The following is a 22,824-nucleotide window of genomic DNA, read 5'->3' on the forward strand; positions in this document are numbered from 1 at the left end:
CGTTCAACTCCCGTCATCGCTGCCGGCATGGACCGGAGCGTAGGGTATGCACATCGGAGACCCGGTCCTCGGGTCGGTAACCACGGCGGCCTCGACCCCGAAGCAATCCCGTAGCAGTCCCGGCGTCAGCACCTCGTCGGGAGCCCCGTCCGCGACCACTTCACCGCGGGACATGGCGATCATTCGATCTGAGAACCTGGCCGCATGGTTGAGGTCGTGGAGCACCATGACGACGGTCACCCCGCGGTCTCGATTCAGGCTTGACACCAGCTCCAGCAGATCCAGTTGATGACCGACATCCAGGAAGGTGGTGGGCTCGTCCAGGAGGAGGATCTCGGTCTGCTGGGCGAGGGCGAGCGCCATCCAGGCCCTCTGGCGCTCGCCCCCGGACAGCGTGTCGATGGGACGGTGGACGAAATCCTCGAGGCGGGTCAGCCGGAGGGCTTCTTCGATGGCATCATCGTCCTGGCGGCGCAGCATCCCGAGCGCTCCGACATGGGGGAACCGGCCTTGCTCGACCAACTCCAGCACGGTGAGTTCGGCCGGGACCTCGTGCACCTGCGGGAGGATCGCCATCTGGCGAGCCACATGCCGGGTCGGCAGGCCGTTTATGTCCTGGCCGTTGAGGTGCACGGCGCCCGCCAGCGGAGCGAGCAGGCGCGCCAGAGTCTTGAGGGTGGTGCTCTTCCCCGATCCGTTCGGACCCACCAGCGACGTCCGGCTCCCCCTCTCCACGCTAAGGCTGAGGCGCTGTGATACCACGAGCCTTCCGTATCCGGTGGAGATCCCCTCGGTCAGGATGGCGGGGCCTCTGATCATCGACTCCTTCCCGGTCATCGCGTGCGTTCCCGCATGAGGTAGAGGAAGAACGGTGCTCCCACCAGGGCGGTGAAGGCGCCAACCGGGACACGGCTACCGCTTTCGGTGCGGATGTCGACGAACGGAATCCAGTCGAGCGAGAAGACGCGAGCGAGAAGGTCGGCGGCCACGAGAATGACGGCGCCCACCAGCGCGGAGCAGGCCAGCAGCCTCCGCAGGTCCGAGCCCACCAGGGTGCGAGCCAGGTGAGGACCTATGAGGCCCAGGAACGCGATCCCGCCGACCACGGAGACCGATCCGGCCGCCAGCACGACCGCGGTCATGAGGATGAACGCACGGGCCAACTCGGAACGCAGTCCGAGGCTCACCGACGTGCTGTCTCCCAGTTGGAGCGCATTGGCCAGTGGTATGACCAGCACCACCAGAGGAGTGGCCAGTGCCGCAACGGGCACCAGGAAGACCAAGTGGTCCCACGTCCGCGTGCTGAGCGATCCCACCAGCCACCTGACGATCGAGTCGATGTGGCTACCCGAGATCAGGACCATGAACGACGTGACCGACGAGAGCGCGGCGGCAACGACCACCCCGGTGAGGATGAGCCGGATGGGATCGGTGCCGGCGCGGCGGTAGCTGAGCACGTAGACGATGGCTCCTGCTGCCAGACCACCCGCGATCGCCGCCAGGGGCACCAGGGCGTTCAAATCGTTCAGCGCCCCCTCCGACCCGAAGGTGATCACTAGGGCCAAGACCGCACCCAGGACGGCGCCCTGCGTCACCCCGACGGTCGCGGGAGCGGCCAGGGGATTCCGGAGAACCGATTGGAGCAGCGCCCCGGACGAGGACAGCATGGCCCCGGCCAGCGCGGCGATCAGGACACGGGGGACCCGCACTTCCCACACCGAGATACGGTGGTGAAGCTCCTCCGCTTGATCGATCAGGGCTTTGAGGACGAGATCGGGACCGAAGATGACCGGGCCCAGCATCACGTAGGCGAACATCACGGCCAGCAGCAATGCGCTGAGCGCCACTAGTACCTGCCGGGACCGGACCTCCGGAGTGACGCCGGTTTTCCGGCGCCGGTCGACGGTGGCGGTGACGGTCAAGGAATGGCCCTTCGCCGCACCAGCCCTCTTTGCATGAGCACCAGTAATGCTGGGGCGCCGAACACGACCGTCCACAGACCGACCGCGATCTCGTGCGGATGGAGGGCGAGCCGGGCAGCCATGTCGGCACTGACAACGAGGATCGCCCCCACTGCGGCGGAAACGGGGAGGACGATCCGGGCGTCCGAAGTCCGCAGCAACCTGCGGACGACGTGGGGCGAGACGAGCGCCACGAATCCGATCGGGCCCGCAATGGCGATCACCGGCGCCACCAGCAGGACCGCCGCGGCGAAGAGGAGCGCCCTGGTACGCCGGACGCCGACACCGAGGCCTTCGGCCATCTGGTCACCCAAGGCCAGGATGTTCAAGGGCCTTCCGGCGAGGAGGAAGACAACCGGGAGAGCAATGGTCCAGGGGGCCACCAAGCGCACCTCCTCCCATTGAACGTCGGAGAGGCTCCCGACCAGGAAACGGTAGATGATCGAGACACCTCCGAAGTTGGGAGCAAGCGTTATAACCGCTATCAGCAGCGCGTTCAGCAGGGCCGTGAACGCTGCTCCGACCAGCAGCATGCGCATGGGGTTGCTCTTGAGGCTCACCAACGACAGGATCAACGTGCCCGTCGCCAGCCCGGCCGCGAGAGCGGCCAGCGGCAGGGCGATACCCGGAAACGGGAGCCGGAAGGCGACGATGGTGGCGACTGCCAGCGAGGCTCCTGCGGACACGCCGATCAGCTCAGGACCGGCGAGGGGGTTCCGGAGCGTGTCCTGCATCACCGCGCCCGAAACGCCGAGCATCCCACCGGCCACCAGTCCGCCGATCACTCTCGGAAGCCGGAGGTTCTGGACGATGAACCGCTGGTTTCCCTCGGACGTGCCCGATCCGGACAGTGCGTTCAGTACCTGCCCGACCGACAGATCGGGGGTTCCCTGCATGAGTGACACCACGGCCACCGCTGTGCACAGGCAGGCGATGAGGAGCACCACGATGGCAGCCCGGGCCGACCTGCCGCGGAACAGGGAACGCCTCCTCAGTAAGCCCCGATCATTCATGGATGGGGGTTTGTGGGGGTGACGGGAATAGGTGCTCCTCGCTCCTGACCTGGGGTTATAGGCATTTTGGCAGCCCTATCTCCCGGCCGGTGTGAAGTCAGCCGCAGGGTGAGGGGTGGCTAATTCGCAGATTATGTGCTCGACGTGGCCTGATCCGCGTCGGTGTGCTGGGAACAGGAATGATCGGGGCTAGGGGAGGGTCGTGAGACCGGACGACCCTCCCCTAACAGGCTTACCCCCGCGGTGATCCCACCTAGGCAGCAGGCAACCACACCGATAGGTCTCCCGGATGGTCGTAGATGGCGGGCCAGCCGGCATTCAGGTAGCACTGGTAAGCCCACTGGAGCATCAGCAGCCCGTGACCGAAGGAGCCCGCCGAGTCCTCTTCGCACACCCTGCCCTCTCGGTGGGCGGTGGTGTTGAGCCACACTTCCTGGGTGACGGTGTCGTAGCGGGCGCTTCCCGGCCAGGTGATCATGACCCAAACCTCGGGATCCGTCTCCACGATGAACTCCCAGGAGAACTCGCTGTCCGGGGATCCGTACTCGGATTCGCCCTGGTCCGGGAAGGCGCAGGTCCCGGCCCCCTCGGAACGGAGGAACTTGCAGAAGGAGGAGGAGTCCCAGATCATCCAATTGGTATCCCCGAATCCGACGGCCACCCTGGTGTCCACGGCGCCAGCGGGAAGATCTGCCGCAAGAGATGCCACATTGGATTCGAACCTGGCGATGGCCGCGGCCGCCTCTTCTTCCCTGCCCGTCAGGATGCCCACACCGATCCATCCCTCCTTGAGAGTCTCGACGCCGCCGATATCGACCAGATACACCGGGGCGACGACTTCGAGCGCATCCCGGACCTCTTCCTCACCGACCCGTCCGATGATCAGGTCGGGTTCGAACTGGGCGACTTCCTCCACGGACATACGATCACCGAGCACCGGAATGTCAGCAGCTCCGTCGCCGTAGTAGGCGGCGGCACTACCCCAACCATCGCCTCGATGCTGGGCGACAGGCACGATCCCCAGGTCGGAGGTCAGGTCGGTGCAGTTGTCCTGCACGCACAGGACCCGCTCGGCAGGACTGTCGAGTGTGATCTCGCGCCCGCTCCCGTCCGTGACTGTCAGGGTCATGGGCTCGTCTTCGTGCTCGTGGTCGTCGTCGTGTTCGTCCTCGTGGTCGTCGTGGTCCTCTTCGTGGTCGTCTTCGTGCTCGTCGTGCTCGTGGTCGTGGTCGTCGTGGTCCTCTTCGTCGTCCTCTTCGTGCTCGTGCTCGTCGTGCTCGTCGTGGACCTCTTCGTCGTCCTCTTCGTGCTCGTGGTCGTCGTGCTCGTGGTCGTCAGTTGCAGGGGGCGCGGAGGTGGTGGTTGTGGCCGAGGTGGTGGTTGTGGTCTCGGCCATCACCGTGGTGGCCGGCGTGGTGTCGCTCGCGTCCTCGCCACCGCATGCGGTCGCTACCAGAAACAATGCGGCAACCACGACGCAGACCCGGATGCTCCGTGGGGACAGGGACTCGAAGACTCTCAGATTGACCATGGTGAAGTTGTTCCCTTTCAGAAGTCAGGATGTAATGATAATGATTCTCATTCTCATGTCAATGGCAGGTGGCCCCCTTCGGACCCGCGCACGCGTGAACTCGCCGGAGCGATCGGATGGGCATACTGAGACCCCCGGTGACATCGACAGGTATGGGGCGGACCATGACGCACCTCGGAGATCCTGCTCTCGAAGCCCAAGGCCGCTATCGCAATGCCAAACCCGGCAACACCGGGGAGCCTGCGGCGGGAGGCTGCAGGCCGGGTTGTGGCCCGCTACGTCGATCCTGCAGACGGCTCGACTATCCGAGTTGCCGCTATCGGCTGGGCCGGATGGCCTCGCGTAGCCAGGCGATGCTCTCGGTGACCATGCGGTCCTCGTCGCTTCCGGGCGGAAGCGTGGCCAGTTCGACACACATCAGGCCGTCGAACTGCACCGACCGGAGTTCGGCCAGCACGCCTTGAAGGTCTAGATCGCCCGCCCCGAGCGACGTGCACGGCCACCATCCTCCCGGGTCGCCGAACCCGGCCTCAGAGAGATCCAGGTCCTTCATATGAACCATGTCGGTCAGGGGCGCCAGCAAGCGGGTGGCCTCCAGCAGATCGCTGCCTACCCGGACCACGTTGGCCGTGTCGAGCACCACGCCGAGGTTGGGGGCTTCGACCCGGCACACGAGATCGGACAGGGCATCGACCGGAAGGGCGGTGTGGGTCTCGATCGACAACCGGACTCCGACCTCTGCGGCGTGCCGACACGCTGCCTGCACCCTGGGTACGAGTCTTTCGACCGAGACATGGGGTGGCTCTCTTCCCCAGTGGGTGAAGGTACCGACCACCAGCCGCACCAGGGTCACCCCCATGGCAGCCGCGTGGTCGATGACCTGGATAAGGTCGTCAAGCCTCTTGGCGGACATTCCCATCTCCAAGCCTCCGGGATGTCCCCAGGCCAGGACGGCTTCGAGACCGGCCTCGTGGAGGGTCAGTGCCAGACGATCCCGGAAGGCCGGATCGTCGAGGTCCAGGAAACAGGTCTCCAGGCTTACCCCGTCGACCCCGAGTTCGACCGCGCGGTCAAGGAAGTCCCAGGTCGTCCAGCGGGTTCCCGGGTCCTCCTCACCTTCCCTTATCTCGCCGAAGAAGCGATGGTACGAGTAGGTGTCGATCCCGACCCTCATGGCAGGGTCTGTGGAAGACCGCTACTCGACGCCGGAGACCCTGGCCAGTCCTCCCGTGCGGATGCTGTCGTAGGCTGCCGCCACCACCTCGACGGACCTGGCGCCGACCTCTCCCGGGGACCGGTTGGGCACGTCCTTACCCTGGGTGAGGTCGATCAGCGTGTTAGGCGGGCCGTCGCACTGGTACAGCCCGGCGTGGGGCGGTAGGTCGGGCTTGTTGTCCACCCCGTCCTCGCGGAAGTGCCAGAGGAAGTCCCGCTCCAGATCCACGATCAGCTGGCCTTCGGAACCGTAGTAGCGGACCTGGAGTTGGTGACGCGGCCAGGGCTCGTCGGGTATGTCGCCGATACCTGCCTGGCTGGGACAGCTCGCACCGCTCAGGACCCCGGTGGCGCCGGACTGGTAGCGGATGCTGATGGCGTCGTGCAGGTCGACCCTGGCGCCCACGTTGTTCATCAGGGCGAACACATCCTTAGCCCTCTCGCCGCTCAGCCAGAGGGCCAGGCCCATGGCGTGGCTCAGCTGGGCGGGGCCGTAGCCGCCCCCGGACATAGCGGGGTCGGTCCACGTGTCCCAGTCGGGCATGAAGTCGGAGGCCGAACCCTCGTAGGCGCCGGTGGCCTGCAGCAGCTCCCTGGTGCCGGAGGCCATCGCCACGAGGATATGCTCGATCTCCCCTACCCCGCCGTCCTCGGTCATGATCCGCTTGGCCTCGATGACGGTGGGCCGGTAGTGCCAGCCGAAGGAGATGACCAGATGCCGGCCCAGCGCCTTGGCCGTGGCGTCGAGATCCCAGGCTTCGGCGGGATCGATGGTGACCGGCTTCTCGCACAGGACGTTGGCGCCGGCCTCCATAGCCGCCTTGGCGTGCTCGTGGTGGAAAACCGACGGACTCCCGACCACCACCGCGTCCAGATCATGTTCGAGAGCCTCCCGGTAGTCCTCGGTGATGTGCTCGAACCCGAAGCTGTCCTTCAGCATCTCGAGCGCATCCCAGCCCTTGCGGACGGCCACCACCAGCTCCACGTCGTCCCGCGCCTTGAGCACGGGGATGTGGTTGCTCGCCGCCCAAGAACCGGCGCCGATCACACCTACCCGCACCCGATCGTTCGCGCCCATGAACCCTCCCATCCGCTGTCGACACCGAGCCGTCCGAACAATAATCGCGGCTCCCGGCCGGTCACATTCCCGCAGCACCGGGCCATATGACCTTCAGCAATACAGTGCTAGATTCGAGCGGGCACCCAGACGGTTTGGAGGAGGCTTCCATGGAACGAGCGTGCTTCACGTTCGAGATCTATCCGGACAAGGCCGACGAGTACAAAAAGCGCCATGATGAGATCTGGCCGGAGTTGGTCGAGGAGATCCAGAAGGCCGGGCTCAAGAACTACAGCCTGTTCCGCCGCGGTACCCAGATCATCGCCTACGTGGAGGCCCACCCCGACGTCGCCACCGCCTTCGGCAAGATCGGACCCACCGAAGTGAACGCCCGCTGGTCGGAGTGGTTCGAGGATGTGATCCTCAGCCTCGTCGACGAGAACGGCAACCTCTACTGGGCCGACGAGGTCTGGCACCTCGACTGAAAAATTGCGCCACCCCTCGGCCGTGCGAGCATCATGGCGTGGCCGGGGGTCGGTGGCCGGCCAGCCACGGCGGGTTGGGAAGCAGGCGTCCCGGCGGATAGAAACCGGGCCGGGCCGCCAGGACGCCGGGAACCGCATTGACGAGCAGGGCCGCCGTGGTGGACACGGCCGGCATACCCGGTTCCATCGTGAGTTCCAGTTCGTTCTCCCCGCAGATCCGGATGCGGTCGCGGGTCTCCCAATCGACCTCGCCCGGAGCCACGTGCAGGGAGAGTTCGAACCGGAGCCACTCACGTCCCCCAACCAGCGCAGTGGCCAGCTGGACGACGCCCGCGGTCTCGGGCGGTTCGATCGTGTAACCAGCCAGGACATGGGCGCGATCTGCGAGTACCGGTTCGATCTCCTCTTCGAACCGCTCGATCTCCCACCCCATCCCGTCGGCGATGACACGGGCGCTCTCGGCGAAGCCGATGTGTCCCCGGACCCGGCGGGACCGGACGGCGTCCCTGAAACCGGCCTCCGTGTAGCCGATGCCCAGCGAGCGGTGCACGTCGCGGCCGAACACCGAGGCGTCAAGGGTGCGCTGGACCACGATCTTCGAGACATCCCAGGCGGCCGCAGCCAGGACGAGCGGGAGGGCGTCGAAGGCGAAGCCGGGATTGATGCCGGCGGCGGCGATCACCACTCCGGCTTCCTCGGCGGCCCGTTGCAGCGAGGCACCGGCTCCGGGCTGTTCGACATCCGGCCAGGCGAGTTCCTCGCTGGTGCTCACGACGTGAACACCCTCCCGGGCACACAGCCGGATCAGGGGCAGGACGGAGTCGAGTTCGGACCTGGTCGCTATGAGCGCGACTTCGGGGCGCGCCTCATCGAGCATGGCTTCCGGGTCCGTCCAGATCCGCACCCCGGCCCAGGCGCCGCCGGTCAGCCGGCCGGCAACCGACGAAGGGCTACGGACAGCAGCGACAAGGTCCATCCAGGAGCGTTGGCGGCACAGGTTCAACGCCGCGGTCGCGACGCTGCCCACACCGAAGAAAGCGATCCTCACCCGCTCTGATGTGTCGAGGTTCGCCTCCGATGACTCCATCAGACCTCCTGAGACGCCTGAGCGACCGCTCCGGTGCTCGCGCTCTCGTAGGCGGCGCTCAGCAACTCGACGGTCCTGGCTCCCACGTCAGCGGGAGATCGGTTCTCCGCCGCCTTTCCCAGGGCCAGATCGATCAGCACATCGGGTGGGTCCTCGCAACCGTAGAGACCGGCGTGGAGTGGCAGGTCGACCTTGACATCCCTGCCATCGTCGCGGAAGAGCCACAGGAAGTCCCGCTCCAGGTCGGCCACGAGATGGCCCTCCGTCCCGTACACCCGGACCTGGAGTTGGTGACGCGGCCACGGGGCGTCCTCCTGATCGACCGCACTCCCCCCGGGTGGCGACGACGCTCCTGATACAGAACCAGTAGCGCCCGAGCGGAAACGCACGCTGATCGCGTCGTGGAGGTCGACGGCGGCGCCCTCGCGGTTCATGAAGGCGAAGACCTCGGAGGCGCGCTGGCCGGTGAGCCACAACGCCAGCCCGAGGGCGTGGCTCAGCGCTGCCGGGGCGTACCCCCCTCCGGACAGCCGGGGATCGATCCAGGTCTCGACGGCGGGCTGGAAGAAGGAGTCCTGGCCCCGGTAGCTCCCCGTGCCGTGGAGGAGTCCGCGCAGGCCGGACGCCATAGCCACCAAGACGTGCTGGACGTCCCCGACACCGGGATCCTCCATCAGGCGCTTGGCCTCGATGGCGGTGGGACGGTAGTTCCATCCGAGGGCGAGGACCAGGTGGCGGCCGAGTTCCGACGCCATCCCGTGGAGCTCCCAGGCGTGCCCGGGCTCAGTGGTGAAGGGCTTCTCGCACAACACGTGGGCGCCCGCCTCCAGCGCCGCTCTCACATGGTCGTAATGGAGCCCCGCCGGGCTGGCCACGACAACCGCGTCTAGGTCGAGCGCCAGCGCCTCCCGGTAGTCGTGGCTGACGTGTTCGAAGCCGAACCTGTCGCGCAGCATGGCCAGCGCCTCGCGGTTGGTACGGACGGCGCTCACCAGCTCGACATCGTCCCGGGCGGCCAGGATCGGGATGTGGTTGGCGATCGCCCAGGAGCCGGCGCCGATCACGCCCACCCGGACCCGGCGACCCGATCCCATGTGCCTATCCGTAAGGGTTGACGAACGGACTCTCGACCTCGAACGGCCTTCCCCCGTCGGCGAACTGGATCAGCTCGATCGAGATGTCGTCCGGGTCGCGCAGGTAGCAGGTGAGGGCGCCCTCGTACCTGCCCCAGGCACAGCGGACCGGCTCGGCGGATACGAACACCGCGTGGTCACGCATCCGTTCGTAGTCCCGGTAGATGTCCTCGGTCTCCAGGCAGAGATGGGTGTTCCCGGCGTTGTAGGTGGCCATGTCCACGCTGCCGGGCGGAGGGTTGTGGTACTGCAGCATCTCGAGCACCGAACCGCCCGGCAGCGCCCAAAAGGCGCCCGACATGTCACAGTTGGGATACCCGACGATCTTGCCTACGTAGTCCTCCACGTCGGCGGCTATCCAGGTGCCCTGCATGAACGGCTCCTCTTCGAGGAACCTGGTCCACCAGGGAACCGATACCCCCAGGTCGGTCACCGCCACCCCGACGTGGTCGATCGAAAGAAAACTCACCGGTCTACCTCCCTGGCCGTCCCATCCATCACCTCGGAGCGATGGCCCGCTGTCTACTGTCCATGAACAAGTTAGTAATGCTCGACAGCCGCTGCATGGTCCGGCGTACCATCCGACCGGATCCGGTCTCGATCCGCAACGACACAGGGCCACAACCGAGGAGGTCTACGGATGCCCAGCTTCGACCGCTCAGACGTACCCCAGGCCGCCCTGGAGTTCGTGGTCATCGCCGACACCCATCACCTGGTCGATCCGGGCATGTACTCGACCAAGGGCGATTCGGTCACTCCGGAGATCGTGCGCGAGTGGTCGGACCGAGGTGACTGGGCGCTGGCTCTTACCAAGGCGACCGAAACCGAGCTGGTCTTCCATGTGGGGGATCTTGCCCAGGAGTACCCGGGATCCCGGTTCTTCGACACCGGGAGGCGAGCCGCCGTAGCCCAGTTCGAGGAGTCGGGCCTAGAGGTCAACTTCGCGGCCGGCAACATGGACATCGGGGACAAGCCGGATCCCACGGTGCCCGCCGGCTGGGTGGAACCGGGATACCTGAAACGCTGGGACGAGGACTTCGGCAAGTCGTTCTACAGCCGGACCGAAGGCGATACGCACTTCGTCGTCCTCAACTCCCAGATCATGAACACCACCCTGCCCGAGGGGATAGAGCAGCGCGAGTGGGTGGAGGCCGACCTCGCCGCCCATGCCTCGCACCGGATCTTCCTGTTCATGCACCTTCCGCCATATCTCGTCGACGAGGACGAGCCCGGCCTGGGCAGCTACGACGTGCTCGGCAACCCGGACCGGACCTGGCTGCTGGACCTGTGCAGGCGCTACGACGTCGAGGCCTTGTTCAGCGGTCACACCCATTTCCAGGTCTTCAACCGAGCCGGCGGCACCCGCTTGTACACGCTTCCATCGACGACCACCACCAGGCCGGGCTTCTACGAGGCCTTCAACGTGTGTCCGCCCGACCGGGGATGGCTCGACACCACCAAGCTCGGTTTCTTCCTGGTCCGGGTCACCGATGACGCGACCTCGGTACATCTCATCCGCACCAGCGGGGAGACCCACGCCAACCACCCGGCCGGGTCCCGGATCCTGACCGGCACGACCGTCGATGTGCCCCACTCCCCCGCAGCCACCTACCTGCGACTGCCCATCACCAACCAGAGCGACGGGGCGATCTCCTATCCCAACCACGTGAGGCACCGGATCCGCGACGACTACCCGCTGCTCTCCTGCGTCGAGGCGGGTATCCGCCATGTGCGGTTCCCGATCCACGACCTCGATGTGGCCCTGCAGGCCGGACAGCTCGCCGCGTTGCGGAGTGAAGGGGTGCAGCTGACGGCCACCGTCCTGTGTCCGAGGCCCGGCGACATAGCCGCTGCGGCTCGGAAGGCCTCCGAAGCCGACTTCATCGAGGTCCAGCTGACCAACCGCTTCCTCCCGGAAGGCGAGGACCTGGAGGCCCTGGCGGCGCTGCGGGAAGCGGGAGTGGGCGTCGCGATGGCCCCGCTGGCGCTGGAGGACACCGGCAAGGTGCACCTGCGAAGCCGGACCGGCTTCCGGCCCCGGGAACTGCCGGACCTCGATGACATGCTGAGCGAACGTGGTGTCTACCTGGACCGGGCGGTCTGCACTGTCGACGACTTGGGATCGGTGTGGAACGAGGTCCTGGCCTTCGACACCCGGCTCGGCTCCGTGGGAGGTCTCGACTTCCTGGTTCCGCTGGGCGCCGACGATGAACGCAACGCCCTCGCGGCTGCCGAGGCGCTGTTCGCAGCCGCCACGATGCCCGGTTGCCGCGTCTATCTCGATCCGCTGCAGGATCTCGACCGGGTGACCAAAGTAGTAAACGGGCTGCTCGACCGGTTGTCGAACCCGCGCCCGGCCTTCCACGTGACGAGGGTGCTGAACACGGTGCTGTTCGGGAATGGTCGCAGACCGGGCAGCTACAAACCCGTGGATCCCGGCGGGCTAACCGGTGACACAGACGTACGGGTAATCAAGGATCGGAGGGCCGAGTTCTGGCTCGTGCCCGACCACGAGAAGTCCAGGGCTGCCGCGGCGCTACGGCAGAGGAAGAACGGCCATGAGCCGATCAGGCTGATCGACCCGGTCGCAGGAGTGTCATGGCGGAGGTCGCCCGAACTCGCGGCTGACCTAGTGGCCTCCCCCACAAGCGGCCCGATCCAGGTGGTCCAGGTTCCTGTGTAGTGACCTAAGTTGTCACATATTCCTTACTCTAGTCTCTATAGTAAGGAGATACTCACAGATCAAGGCAACAGATAGGACTGTAGTGATCGAGTCCACTATCACCGCGAGAGGGCAAACCACGTTGCCCAAAGCCGTGCGACAAGCCCTCTCGATCCGGGCAGGTGACCGTGTGCGCTACGTCATCCAGGATGATCAGGTTCGCCTGCTCGGAGTGCGTCCGATAAACCGCTTGTACGGGGTGCTGCAGCATCATGGCCCGGTGGCGACGCTTGCGGACATGGATGACGCCATCGCGGAGGGGGCATCCGGGGCGTGACAGCTATCGACACGAACGTACTAGTGCGCTACCTCGTACGAGACGACGCAAAGCAGGCGGAAGCAGCCCGAGAACTGCTGGAAGGATTGTCGAGGCAAGACCCCGGCTTCGTTTGTCGAGAGGTTGCGATCGAACTCGTATGGGTGTTAGAACGAGCCTATCGGTTCGGACGGGCCGAGATCGCGGATGTGCTGCTGGAACTGCTGGCGACAGATTGCCTGGTATTCGAGTCCGCCGACTATGTCATCAGCTCCGTGCTGCGCTATCGACAGGGCGGACCGGGTTTCTCGGATCTGATGATTCTCGCTGCGGCCCAACGGGCGGAAGCGCTACCACTGCACACTTTCGACGGTCGCCTCGCCGGAGTGGATGGGACCGCCCTGGTTCACACCTCACGGTCTTGATCGAAAGTCAGGTCGGATGGGTCGGACGGAGACACCTCAACCCGACGCGCTTCAGTACATGAGGGCGCCGCCCGTGACGCTGATGGCAGCGCCGCTTATGTAGCTCGCGTGATCCGAGGCTAGGAAGACAACCACCGAAGCGACCTCGGACGGTTGGCCCAGCCGCCCCAGCGGGCAGGCGGCTACTCCGGCCGCCACGACCTCCTCGGTGTTGTCGGTGTGCTGCATGGGGGTGTCGATCGGTCCGGGAAGGAGGGAATTGACGGTGATCCCGTGCGGCCCGTACCACCGGGCGAAGTCGCGGCTCATCGACACCATGCCGCCCTTGGCCGCCACGTAGGCGTGGGCACCCAGCCTGGTACCCCGGATGAAGCCAGGTGACGAGAAGTTGATGATCCTCCCACCCCGGCCCCCGGCGACCAGAGCTTGACCGAATGCCCTGCACAGGAAGAACCCCGCCTTCAGGTCCACGTCCAGCTGCAGGTCCCACTCCTCCTCGCCCACCTCGTCCAAGGGCTGGCGCCGCAGGACACCGGCCACGTGGGCGAGGGTCCACAGGTCCCCCAGGAATTCGGATGCCTCCTCCACCAGGCCGCCGAGCCCGGCTATGTCGCGGAGGTCGTAACGCCTCGCCCGGTGACGGGAGGGCCATGCCAACCCGGCGACCGTCTCGGCGACCGCATCCCCCTGAATGTCGACCGCGAACACCCGCGCCCCTGCCTCGGCGAAGGCTTCCGCGGTCGCCTTGCCGATCCCCTGGGCGGCGCCTGTGACCATGACCCCCCTACCGTCCAGCCCGGCGCCCACGTTCCAGACGATGATGTTGCCCCTTGTCTCAGGCGGTGGCGCCGGTGATGTGGGCCACCACTTCCTGTCGGGTTGTCTCCGACTTGGGCAGGTCCGCCACCAGCCGCCCCTGGCGGAGTATGAGCAGGCGGGTGCAGATCGACCACACGTGCTCCATGTTGTGGGAGATGACGATCATCGCCATGTCCGTCTCGGCCGATGACACCATCGCCCCGATCATCTCCAGCACGGCGGCCGCTTCCTTGACACCCAGCGCGGCTGTGGGTTCGTCCAGCAGCAGGAGCCTGCCGCCCCAGAACCCGGCACGGGAAATGGCCACCACCTGGCGTTGTCCGCCCGACATGGTCTCGATATCTGCGTCGAGGTTCGGGAACCGGGCGGGGAGGGCCTCGACCGCGGCCCGGGCTCTCTTCCGCATCAACCTGCGGTTGAGTATTCCCAGCTTCCCGCGCCACCCGCCCCTGACCACTTCGCGGCCCAGATAGAAGTTGGCCGGGATGTCGAAGATGTCGACCAGCGCGAGCTGCTGGTAGACGGTCTCGATTCCCTCGTCGCGAGCCTCCGCGGGCGTGGAGAACACCTTGCGGTCGCCGTGCAGGTAGACCTCGCCGGCGGTCGGGATGACGGCGCCGGCCAGGCATTTGACCAGGGTCGACTTGCCCGCCCCGTTGTCGCCGAGGAGGCCCACGATCTCGTCCCGGTCGAGGGTGAAGCTCACGTCGTCCAGGGCGCGTATGGTCCCGTAGTGCTTGGACAGACCCCTGATGTCCAGCAGTGGCGCACCCGCCACGGTGACGTAGCTCATGGCGCCGCTACCCCAGGCCGTCGCGGACGTACCTCTCCCCCGAACATCACACATCCATCCTGACTTCCGCCTCCCGCCGTCCCAACTGGTCGAACACGACCGCACCCAGCAGCAGGACGCCCCTCGACACCTCCTGCCAGAAGGACTGGACCTGTAGGAGGACGAGACCGTTGTCCAGCACCGCCAGGATGAGAATCGCCACCAGGGTTCCGATCACCGAACCCCTCCCCCCGTACAGGCTGGCGCCGCCCACGATCACACCGGTCAGGGCCAAGAACTCCATCCTCTCCCCGGTCGTGGGGGACACCGCACCCACCTGGGACACGACGATCATGGCGGCCAGGGCGACGGTCGCTCCGGTGAGGACGAACGCGATACCCACCTGCCTCTCGAGCGGGATCCCCGCCAGCCGTGCCGCCTGGGGGTTGGCGCCGATGGCATACATCTGCTGGCCGTACTTGGTGAGGCGCATGACCACGTAGAAGATCGCCACCACCAGCAGCAGCACGATCACGGCTACGGGTATCTCGATTCCCCACACCTCGAAGCGGGTCCGCCCCAGGAACCTGAACCCTTCGACACGGACGGCCCGCCCGTCCATCACGAGCTTGGAGGCCCCGCGGAAGGCGACGAGGGTGGCGAGCGTGGTGAGGATCGAGTTGACCCGGAACTTGATGATCGCCACCGCGTTGATGCCTGCGATCGCCATGGCGGCTGCTATCGCCGCGACGACTCCCCAAGCCATGCCGTAGTCCCTGGCGAACACCGCGAACACCGCTCCGGCGAACCCGATGGCGGATCCCACCGACACGTCGACCTGCCGGGCCACGAGCAGCAGGGTCATGGCGCTTCCGATGATGCCGATGACGGCCCCGTTGACCAACACGTTCACCAGGTTGGTGGAGGTGAAGAAGAAGGGGGACCGGATGGTGAAGAAGACACACAGCAGGATCAGGACGCCGACCCGCGCCTGCATGGCCGTGAACCGCACGCGCGACGTCAGCTTCGCCATCACCCCACCGGCCGGGGTGGCGCGGACTCGGTCCCCGTCGCCCCGGCCCCGGTCAGAACGTGCCTTGGCCACTGCCTAGAGCGATGCCTCGCCGGTCACTACCCGGCTGCTTCGGGGTAGGCGTCGGTCAGGTTGGAAGCGTCGAGGAACTGGTGATCGATGAAGATCTCCCGGCCCGGGTCATCACCCTTCGCCAACGCTATCGCCGCCGGCACCGCCAGGCTCCCGTACCGATCCGGGAAATACGCCACATCACCGATCCATTGCGGATTGTTCAAAATGTCCGGCCACGCCGAAGCGTCCGCCCCATGACCCACGATGAACACATGCTCACCCCGGCCCTGAGTCTCAGCCGCCGCGAACGCAGAAGCCGCATCCGGATCACCGAAACTCGACATCACCAGGATCACCGTCGCGTCCGGCACCGTCGTCAGAATGTCAGTGAACTGGCGCCGCACGTTCTCCAACGCATCCGAACCGCCCTGACGCTTGTCCACAATCCGGAACTTCGAATCCGGAACAGCCCCGCAAACACCCTCGAAACCCTCACGCGAGCCACCGGCCCGCTGAGCATTGATATCAGGCGAAGACAGGTTCTCGATCGACACGTACAGATCGAAATCGCAACCGAACTCCGACTGGGCGTAATCACCCAAACCAGCCCCGGCCACCAAACCGGCCTCGTAACCGTTCGACCCCACGAACACCCGCTCACACGGACCCTGCGGCACGTCCATCGTCACCGTCGGCAGATCACCATACGCCTCGCAAACCGCCTCAGCAGCATCAGGGAAGAACTGCCAGTTGATCACCGCGTCCAAACCCTGAGCATCCAAAGTCCGAGCACACTGGATCGCCGTATCCGTAGAGAAATTCGCATCACACTCGAACAACTCCACACCAGCCGCCGCAGCCGCATCACGAATACTCTCAGTCACGATGAACACGAACGGATCCGCATCACCACCCGAGATATAACCCAACTTGATCGGCTCATCAGCCATCATCGCCGGTTCCTCGGCCATGCCGGCTGCTTCGGGGTAGGCGTCGGTCAGGTTGGAAGCGTCGAGGAACTGGTGATCGATGAAGATCTCCCGGCCCGGGTCATCACCCTTCGCCAACGCTATCGCCGCCGGCACCGCCAGGCTCCCGTACCGATCCGGGAAATACGCCACATCACCGATCCATTGCGGATTGTTCAAAATGTCCGGCCACGCCGAAGCGTCCGCCCCATGACCCACGATGAACACATGCTCACCCCGGCCCTGAGTCTCAGCCGCCGCGAACGCAGAAGCCGCATCCGGATCACCGAAACTCGACATCACCAGGATCACCGTCGCGTCCGGCACCGTCGTCAGAATGTCAGTGAACTGGCGCCGCACGTTCTCCAACGCATCCGAACCGCCCTGACGCTTGTCCACAATCCGGAACTTCGAATCCGGAACAGCCCCGCAAACACCCTCGAAACCCTCACGCGAGCCACCGGCCCGCTGAGCATTGATATCAGGCGAAGACAGGTTCTCGATCGACACGTACAGATCGAAATCGCAACCGAACTCCGACTGGGCGTAATCACCCAAACCAGCCCCGGCCACCAAACCGGCCTCGTAACCGTTCGACCCCACGAACACCCGCTCACACGGACCCTGCGGCACGTCCATCGTCACCGTCGGCAGATCACCATACGCCTCGCAAACCGCCTCAGCAGCATCAGGGAAGAACTGCCAGTTGATCACCGCGTCCAAACCCTGAGCATCCAAAGTCCGAGCACACTGGATCGCCGTATCCGTAGAGAAATTCGCATCACACTCGAACAACTCCACACCAGCCGCCGCAGCCGCATCACGAATACTCTCAGTCACGATGAACACGAACGGATCCGCATCACCACCCGAGATATAACCCAACTTGATCGGCTCATCAGCCATCGCAGTAGTTTCCGGCGCCGCCGCCTCGGTAGTGGCGGGGGCTTGGGTCGCCACCGGCTCGGCGGTCTCGTCGTCGTCACCGCAAGCCGCGGCGAGGAGGAAGAAGACCGAGACGATCACCAACCCGGGTCTGAACCGATACCACGTCCCTCCGAGCATCTTCTACCTCCCATAGCGCTGGCGCAAGGCATCGCCAAGCCGCCTCAGACGACCAATTGACCGTAGCAGGGGCCTTCGGAACGGGGCCGTCCAGAAGCGTTCTAATCTTCCGGGCGTCGACCCACAGGGATTCAGCGGCGACGACCGCGGTGGTAGAGGTCGACGAAGTCGCTGACGGGATAACGGGCGATGGCCTCCCCTATGACCTCGAGAGGCAGGTCTTCGAGGCGGCGGAAGCGGACGCAACTCTTGCCCATGTCCATACGCTTGCCCGTAGCCCGGTACGCCTGCTCGAAGTCCTCACGGGCGGCCGGATCGGCGTAGACGCCCGACAGGTAGACGGCCATGTGCTGCTTCTGCGACGCAAGCGCCGCGTACATGAGCGGCTTCCCGTTGTAGGTGTCGGGCTGGATCGCGAGCGGCACCTCGTAGGAGACCATCCCCCAGCGCATCTCCTCCTCGTACCCCGCGGGAAGGTGGCCGAGGATGACCGACCGCACCGCCGAGATCGCCTCCCGCCGACCCTCAGGAAGGCTCGCCAGGTACTCCTCCACGGTCACGGCGTCCGATCTCATCGAGCAAGATCATAGAACCACTGCCGCTCTAGACCGGATGGCGGTATCTGGCGAGGTGCCGGGTAGGGGGAATGGCATCGGCCTTACTGGGAACGACCGGTTGTTGCCGATTCCGCGCAGATTTACAGTTTGCAGATACGCTGTCCCGCTAACGGCGCCGGTTCCCCTCCGTTCAACAGTCGCAACCGAACGGGGTCGCCGTAGCCGAGCCTGTCGGACACGAACTTCCAGGACCAACCCCCCGACGCCGAAACGCAGTTGACGGCGTCAAGGGGCCTGACGGCAGCCTCCCCGACCGTCAAGGCGGCGTTGATGTGGCGGGCAATAGCTTCGACAAGTTCAATTCCTAACGCTTCGTTGGGATTCAGATCGGTTAGCACAGTCAAGGCGTACGCCCCGCCGGCGGGCGTGTACACCACTCCCGTAGTTCCTGCACGCCACCCCCAAGTGCCACGTGCCGGATAGAAGCCGTTTTTCAATGCTGCCCTGTGGTTGGCAGGCAAGCCGGCGGAAACGCCCCAGCTTTGTATCATGCCGACGGAGGACATCCACTCCCACGCTGTCTCCCTGGAAGAGCGGTTCAGCGGCCCACCCCCTATCAATGTTTGACCGACAAGTCGGGTGCGATCGGCTGCGGTGGTGACCGTGGCGCCGTAACGAGCAGAGTGAACGGTGTCGGTCAAGCCAAACCGGGTATCCAACTGCTCCATGCCGTTGGCGCCGCCAACAGCGGTGTAGAGCTCGGACGCCGGCGGGGAATTATGGCTGTGATGCATCATCAACCTGACGTTGTTCCGTTCCCTGATGGTCAACTCCCGTCCGGTCTCCTGCGTCAACAACAGGAGCCCCGCCAGAATCTGGGCCTTCATGACACTCGCGGCGGTCAGTCGCAGTTCAGGGTTCAAGCTATACACACATCCGGTGCGGTAATCGCGCACGGAAGCCGTGAAGCGGCTGGTCGGATACGATGCAGTTAGTTCGTTTACGAACCCACTCTCGAAAACGCTGCTGCAACGATTGAACAGCACATCACAGTTGACCGGTACCCAACGGCTAGGTCCTGTCGGGCTACCCGCATCTACGGGACCACTCGACACCAAAGCGTCTTTGCGACCCCGGAGAGAGTGACTCGGAACCTCGTGGCGGGATCTTGGAACGAGAAAACCGGTGTCAACTGCTCTGACCGGTTCGTTGCTGCCGACATCCCAAGCTTGCCCGATGGGTTCACTCGGCTCAAACGAAGACTTGGCCATGACAGTCAGAAAACAAGATGGTTCGGGGTCAGCCTGGGGTCCTGCTCCGGTTGCGTCTGCCGGAACAGCGACAAACAACATCAACAAGGCTCCCACAAACACGCACCACACCACAGGCTTGGTCACGACGCCCCTGTCACCCACTTGCCGGCAACCGCTGGCGCCCACAGTACCGGCCGCTCCGGAGTGAAGCCGGCGGTCCGGGCGCCGACCTTCCTTACGGCTCGAGGCCCAGGAGTTTCTCGGGATTGGCCCTGACCATCTTGCGGATTTCCTCGGCCGCTAGGCCCAGGTCCAGGAGGCAGGCGATGAACTCGCGCGGGCCTTCGACCGGCGCCGGCAACGTGTAGCCACCGAAGTTCGATCTCATCGAGACACATCTATAAGAGCTGCACCGGAGTGTTACCGAAGGCTCGGCACCACGGGATGCTATGCCGTATACGAATTCCGAGTCGAAGTAGCCCGCCTAGCCGCGGAGCCGAGTAGGGACGACAGTCACGGTCTCAGCGCGGTCAGGGGCACCACCGCCACGCCGTCGTCCGTCTGGTAGCCGGGTCCGAACGCCGTCAGCACGATCAGCCGGGCCGGCTCGCCGCGCCGGGCCGTGTCCACCCGGGAACGCATGGCTCGCAGTGAGTCCATGGCCCTCCTGATGGCCGCCGCCCCTCCGAGCTTGATCTCCACCGCAGCCCAACGACCGTCAAGACCGTCGATAACGGCATCAGCTTCCAGGTTGCTCTCATCCCTGTAGTAGTACAGATGCGCTCCCATCGCCTGCGCGTAAACCCGAAGGTCGCGTACCGCCATCGACTCGAACAGCAGGCCCATCATCTCCAGATCGCGCTCCAGAAACACCGGGGAGCCTCGCAGCGCGGCAACTGCAAGCGCCGGGTCGGCGAAGTACCGCTTGGGGGTCTTCCTCAGGCGGGACGCTGATCTGAGATGAGCGAACCAGGCCGGCAGTGGCTCTATCACGAATAGGCGGACGAGTTCGTCCAGGTAGGCCCCGATGGTTGAACGAGCCGGTTCTCCTGCACCCGCTTCCGCTAGATCGGCCCGCAGAGTGGCGATGGAGGCTGTGGTGGCCTCGTTACGAGCGAGAGACGCGAGCAGGTCCATCACCATCCGCGGGTTGCGCCTAACGCCCGCGACACGGGAGATGTCGATGCGGGCAATGTCGCTCAGGTAGTCACGGAGACGAGCCTGCGCGGTGCTCGCGGGCATCCCAATCATGCGAGGCCACCCGCCGCGACAGATGAGGGATGCCACATCGCTGATCGTCCGCTCCGTGTCCGGCACCCGGCATCGACCACCCGCCAAGAGCGAAGACAGCGACACGTCGCCCGTGGAGTCACCGGATTCCCACAACGCCATGGGTCGCATACGTACTCGGGCAACCCGCCCCGCGCCGGAGTGCTCGGTGAGATCGTCCGGGGGGTTCTGAGAGCCCGTGAGTAGGAAGTGTCCGAACCCTCCCCGCCGGTCGCAGGCGCGACGCATCGGATTCCAGATGCCGCGAACCAGTTGCCACTCATCCAACAAGCGCGGTTCCTCGCCCGCCAGAATCGAGTCAGGATCCACTTCTGCGGCCATGCGAAGGGCCTCGGATCCGTCTAAGAAAATCTCGCTGCGGGCGAACCTCTGCCCGGTCCAGGTCTTGCCGCAGCCTCGCGGGCCCTCTATGAGCACCGCGGGTGACGAGGCCAGAGCTGTGGCTACCTCGGCGTCCACCGCTCGATCCAGGTAATCGGGATTGCCGGGACGGACCACGATTCCTCCACAGGCGTGATTGGCAAACTACATCTTGGGATAACCCTACACTTCACTTTGCGGGCTATCTGCAATTCAATTTGCGGAGTTCTTGGACTCCACTTTGCGTGACTGGTGGTCGTTCGAGCGGAGTAAGAGCGGAAGGAGCGGGCCAACCTCTAAGGATCGAGGCCTAGGAGCCTCTCGGGATTGGTCCGAACCATCTTGCGGATGTCCTCGGCGGGAAGGCCCAGGTCAAGGAGGCAGGCGATGAACTCGCGCAGACCTTCGACCGGCGCCGGCAACGTGTACCCGCCGAAATCCGTCGCCAGGATGCAGTGATCCGTACCCACCTGCCGGATCTGCTCGGCGGCCTTCCGGATACCACCGCTCGCCTCCCCCGTCATCTCCTCGTCCGCCGCGTACTCCAACTCGACGTAGTAGTGGGTCTTGGGAATCGACGTGGTGTGCGTGTAGGCGCCCAGGGTGTACTCGATGAAAGCGCCCCTCCGGGCCATGTACCGGAGCTGGTCGGTCGAAGCGACCTGGGTGACGGCGGTGGCTACCAGCACGTTGCCGATGCCGTACTCGTGGGCGAGTTCGACCAGGCGGATGGCCTCCTCGGGCGAGACATGGCCCGTGTTCAGGAAGACACGGGGATGGTCCGAGATCACGCTCAGTATCTCGTCCAGTTCGGGCCCGACCGGCCCCTTCACGGGGATGCGGATGGCCCGATCCACCTCCTCCCGCCTGAACTCCGGGTACAGGTCCTGCAAGGGCGTGAACTTCCCGTCCACGATCCGGCCCTCCCGGGAGGCCTGGTAGTAGGTGGAATGGGCACCGAGGCTGACAAACCTGGCGCCATCGCCGTACCCGATCGCCGTCTTGACGGCCCGAGGGTTCAGGCCGCCGTACGCGGTGTTGAGGATCAGACCGCCGTAGACGGTGAAGTCGGGAACGGCCCGGTTCACGATCCAGGCGATCCCGTTGGTCATCTGGAAGACATCCATCAGGACGATGGCCCCCATGCCGGCGTCCCGGGCCTCGATGGCCGCCTCGATGGGGTCCAGCCGTCTCGGGCTGCTGGGCAGGTGCGGCGTGGCGTGGACGTGGATGTCGATGGCGCCCTCGAGAAGCTGCCGGGACAATTCGAAGGAACGGTTCTCGGGCAACATCGTGCGGCAGTCCTGTCCGGGTCAGCCGCCGGGCTGGTTCACCAGGTGGGTGGCGGCGTTATCGAAGTGGTCGAACATGGCTGCCCGGATCTCGTCAGGGAGCGGGCGTCCGGTGCCGTCGGCCAGGGTTGCCACATCGAGAGAAGCCGTCATATGAACCATCCATGCGTCACGCTCGGCCGGACCGATGGCGAAGGGCATGTGGCGCATCCGCAGGCGGGGATGGCCCCGCTCCTCGCTGTAACGCGGCGGTCCTCCCCAGTACTGGGCCAGGAACCCGGCCAGGCGCTCGCGGGATCTCCGCAGGTCCCGCGGATACATAGGCCTGAGCAGCCGGTCTCCCTCCACGGCGTCGTAGAAACGGTCGACGAGATCGTCGAAGAATCGCTGGCCTCCCACCGTCTTGTAGACGGTGGGAGGAGCCTCGGTCGCCTCTCGTAGTGATCCGCGCAGGATCACCCTCGTCGGCTGACCAA

At 65.3% G+C, this 22,824-nt stretch carries 23 protein-coding genes; 4 read left to right on the forward strand and 19 right to left on the reverse strand.

Annotated features, from left to right (window positions below; translation table 11 throughout):
• Positions 1 to 3: 3 nt before the first annotated feature.
• From OXM57_01655 to OXM57_01680, 6 genes are all read right to left on the reverse strand, one after another.
• Positions 4 to 819: an ABC transporter ATP-binding protein gene (locus OXM57_01655; GenBank protein ID MDE0351387.1), complete on the reverse strand. Its 816-nt coding sequence runs from the start codon at positions 817 to 819 to the stop codon at positions 4 to 6.
• Positions 820 to 833: 14 nt separating this feature from the next.
• Complete coding sequence (locus OXM57_01660) at positions 834 to 1,922, reverse strand: iron ABC transporter permease (GenBank protein ID MDE0351388.1); 1,089 nt, start codon at positions 1,920 to 1,922, stop codon at positions 834 to 836.
• Positions 1,919 to 2,974, reverse strand: coding sequence for an iron ABC transporter permease (locus OXM57_01665; GenBank protein MDE0351389.1), 1,056 nt, complete (start codon positions 2,972 to 2,974; stop codon positions 1,919 to 1,921). The genes OXM57_01660 and OXM57_01665 overlap by 4 nt, the downstream gene beginning before the upstream one ends.
• A 253-nt stretch (positions 2,975 to 3,227) precedes the next feature.
• The gene (locus OXM57_01670; GenBank protein ID MDE0351390.1) at positions 3,228 to 4,505 is read right to left on the reverse strand and encodes an ABC transporter substrate-binding protein; all 1,278 of its coding nucleotides are present in this window, start codon (positions 4,503 to 4,505) and stop codon (positions 3,228 to 3,230) included.
• Between the two features lie 316 nt (positions 4,506 to 4,821).
• Positions 4,822 to 5,679 carry a sugar phosphate isomerase/epimerase gene (locus OXM57_01675; protein ID MDE0351391.1) on the reverse strand — a complete coding sequence of 286 codons (858 nt, stop codon included), beginning with the start codon at positions 5,677 to 5,679 and terminating at the stop codon, positions 4,822 to 4,824.
• Between the two features lie 21 nt (positions 5,680 to 5,700).
• Positions 5,701 to 6,798 carry a Gfo/Idh/MocA family oxidoreductase gene (locus tag OXM57_01680; GenBank protein ID MDE0351392.1) on the reverse strand — a complete coding sequence of 366 codons (1,098 nt, stop codon included), beginning with the start codon at positions 6,796 to 6,798 and terminating at the stop codon, positions 5,701 to 5,703.
• 149 nt (positions 6,799 to 6,947) lie between these two features.
• Between OXM57_01680 and OXM57_01685 the strand changes: the two genes are divergently transcribed.
• Positions 6,948 to 7,262 (forward strand): L-rhamnose mutarotase, encoded by a 315-nt coding sequence (locus tag OXM57_01685; GenBank protein ID MDE0351393.1) that lies wholly within the window; start codon positions 6,948 to 6,950, stop codon positions 7,260 to 7,262.
• 31 nt (positions 7,263 to 7,293) lie between these two features.
• On the opposite strand, the gene OXM57_01690 is transcribed toward OXM57_01685, so the two are convergent.
• From OXM57_01690 to OXM57_01700, 3 genes are read right to left on the reverse strand one after another with little or no spacing between them, the layout of a single operon-like run.
• Complete coding sequence (locus OXM57_01690; protein ID MDE0351394.1) at positions 7,294 to 8,349, reverse strand: hypothetical protein; 1,056 nt, start codon at positions 8,347 to 8,349, stop codon at positions 7,294 to 7,296.
• Positions 8,349 to 9,443 carry a Gfo/Idh/MocA family oxidoreductase gene (locus OXM57_01695; protein MDE0351395.1) on the reverse strand — a complete coding sequence of 365 codons (1,095 nt, stop codon included), beginning with the start codon at positions 9,441 to 9,443 and terminating at the stop codon, positions 8,349 to 8,351. Before OXM57_01695 ends, OXM57_01690 begins: the two co-directional genes overlap by 1 nt.
• 4 nt (positions 9,444 to 9,447) lie before the next feature.
• On the reverse strand, positions 9,448 to 9,951 hold the full coding sequence (locus tag OXM57_01700; protein ID MDE0351396.1) for a VOC family protein: 504 nt from the start codon (positions 9,949 to 9,951) through the stop codon (positions 9,448 to 9,450).
• A gap of 171 nt (positions 9,952 to 10,122) precedes the next feature.
• On the opposite strand from OXM57_01700, the gene OXM57_01705 reads away from it, so the two are divergent.
• The 3 genes from OXM57_01705 (at position 10,123) to OXM57_01715 (ending at position 12,885) form a co-directional block, all read left to right on the forward strand.
• Positions 10,123 to 12,165 carry a metallophosphoesterase gene (locus OXM57_01705; protein MDE0351397.1) on the forward strand — a complete coding sequence of 681 codons (2,043 nt, stop codon included), beginning with the start codon at positions 10,123 to 10,125 and terminating at the stop codon, positions 12,163 to 12,165.
• Between the two features lie 82 nt (positions 12,166 to 12,247).
• Positions 12,248 to 12,481: a type II toxin-antitoxin system PrlF family antitoxin gene (locus OXM57_01710; GenBank protein ID MDE0351398.1), complete on the forward strand. Its 234-nt coding sequence runs from the start codon at positions 12,248 to 12,250 to the stop codon at positions 12,479 to 12,481.
• Positions 12,478 to 12,885 (forward strand): type II toxin-antitoxin system VapC family toxin, encoded by a 408-nt coding sequence (locus OXM57_01715; GenBank protein MDE0351399.1) that lies wholly within the window; start codon positions 12,478 to 12,480, stop codon positions 12,883 to 12,885. Before OXM57_01710 ends, OXM57_01715 begins: the two co-directional genes overlap by 4 nt.
• 51 nt (positions 12,886 to 12,936) lie before the next feature.
• Here OXM57_01715 and OXM57_01720 read toward each other — a convergent pair whose 3' ends face one another.
• The 10 genes from OXM57_01720 to OXM57_01765 form a co-directional block, all read right to left on the reverse strand.
• Entirely contained in the window at positions 12,937 to 13,662 is a 726-nt protein-coding gene (locus OXM57_01720; protein ID MDE0351400.1) for an SDR family NAD(P)-dependent oxidoreductase, read from the reverse strand.
• A 58-nt stretch (positions 13,663 to 13,720) separates the two neighbouring features.
• Positions 13,721 to 14,497 carry an ATP-binding cassette domain-containing protein gene (locus OXM57_01725; GenBank protein MDE0351401.1) on the reverse strand — a complete coding sequence of 259 codons (777 nt, stop codon included), beginning with the start codon at positions 14,495 to 14,497 and terminating at the stop codon, positions 13,721 to 13,723.
• A 46-nt stretch (positions 14,498 to 14,543) separates the two neighbouring features.
• Entirely contained in the window at positions 14,544 to 15,509 is a 966-nt protein-coding gene (locus OXM57_01730; protein ID MDE0351402.1) for an ABC transporter permease, read from the reverse strand.
• Positions 15,510 to 15,607: 98 nt separating this feature from the next.
• Positions 15,608 to 17,557, reverse strand: coding sequence for a sugar ABC transporter substrate-binding protein (locus OXM57_01735; protein MDE0351403.1), 1,950 nt, complete (start codon positions 17,555 to 17,557; stop codon positions 15,608 to 15,610).
• A gap of 170 nt (positions 17,558 to 17,727) precedes the next feature.
• Positions 17,728 to 18,171, reverse strand: coding sequence for a DUF1801 domain-containing protein (locus OXM57_01740; GenBank protein ID MDE0351404.1), 444 nt, complete (start codon positions 18,169 to 18,171; stop codon positions 17,728 to 17,730).
• Between the two features lie 122 nt (positions 18,172 to 18,293).
• On the reverse strand, positions 18,294 to 19,076 hold the full coding sequence (locus OXM57_01745) for a hypothetical protein (protein ID MDE0351405.1): 783 nt from the start codon (positions 19,074 to 19,076) through the stop codon (positions 18,294 to 18,296).
• Positions 19,077 to 19,641: 565 nt separating this feature from the next.
• On the reverse strand, positions 19,642 to 19,794 hold the full coding sequence (locus tag OXM57_01750; GenBank protein MDE0351406.1) for a hypothetical protein: 153 nt from the start codon (positions 19,792 to 19,794) through the stop codon (positions 19,642 to 19,644).
• A gap of 125 nt (positions 19,795 to 19,919) precedes the next feature.
• Positions 19,920 to 21,194, reverse strand: a complete 1,275-nt coding sequence (locus tag OXM57_01755; GenBank protein ID MDE0351407.1) for a DUF4143 domain-containing protein — start codon at positions 21,192 to 21,194, stop codon at positions 19,920 to 19,922.
• A 158-nt stretch (positions 21,195 to 21,352) separates the two neighbouring features.
• Positions 21,353 to 22,348, reverse strand: coding sequence for a DUF6282 family protein (locus tag OXM57_01760; protein ID MDE0351408.1), 996 nt, complete (start codon positions 22,346 to 22,348; stop codon positions 21,353 to 21,355).
• A 21-nt stretch (positions 22,349 to 22,369) separates the two neighbouring features.
• Positions 22,370 to 22,801 carry a globin gene (locus OXM57_01765; GenBank protein ID MDE0351409.1) on the reverse strand — a complete coding sequence of 144 codons (432 nt, stop codon included), beginning with the start codon at positions 22,799 to 22,801 and terminating at the stop codon, positions 22,370 to 22,372.
• Between the last annotated feature and the right edge of the window lie 23 nt (positions 22,802 to 22,824).

The sequence above is a fragment of the bacterium genome (assembly GCA_028820935.1).
Lineage (GTDB): Bacteria > Actinomycetota > Acidimicrobiia > Spongiisociales > Spongiisociaceae > Spongiisocius.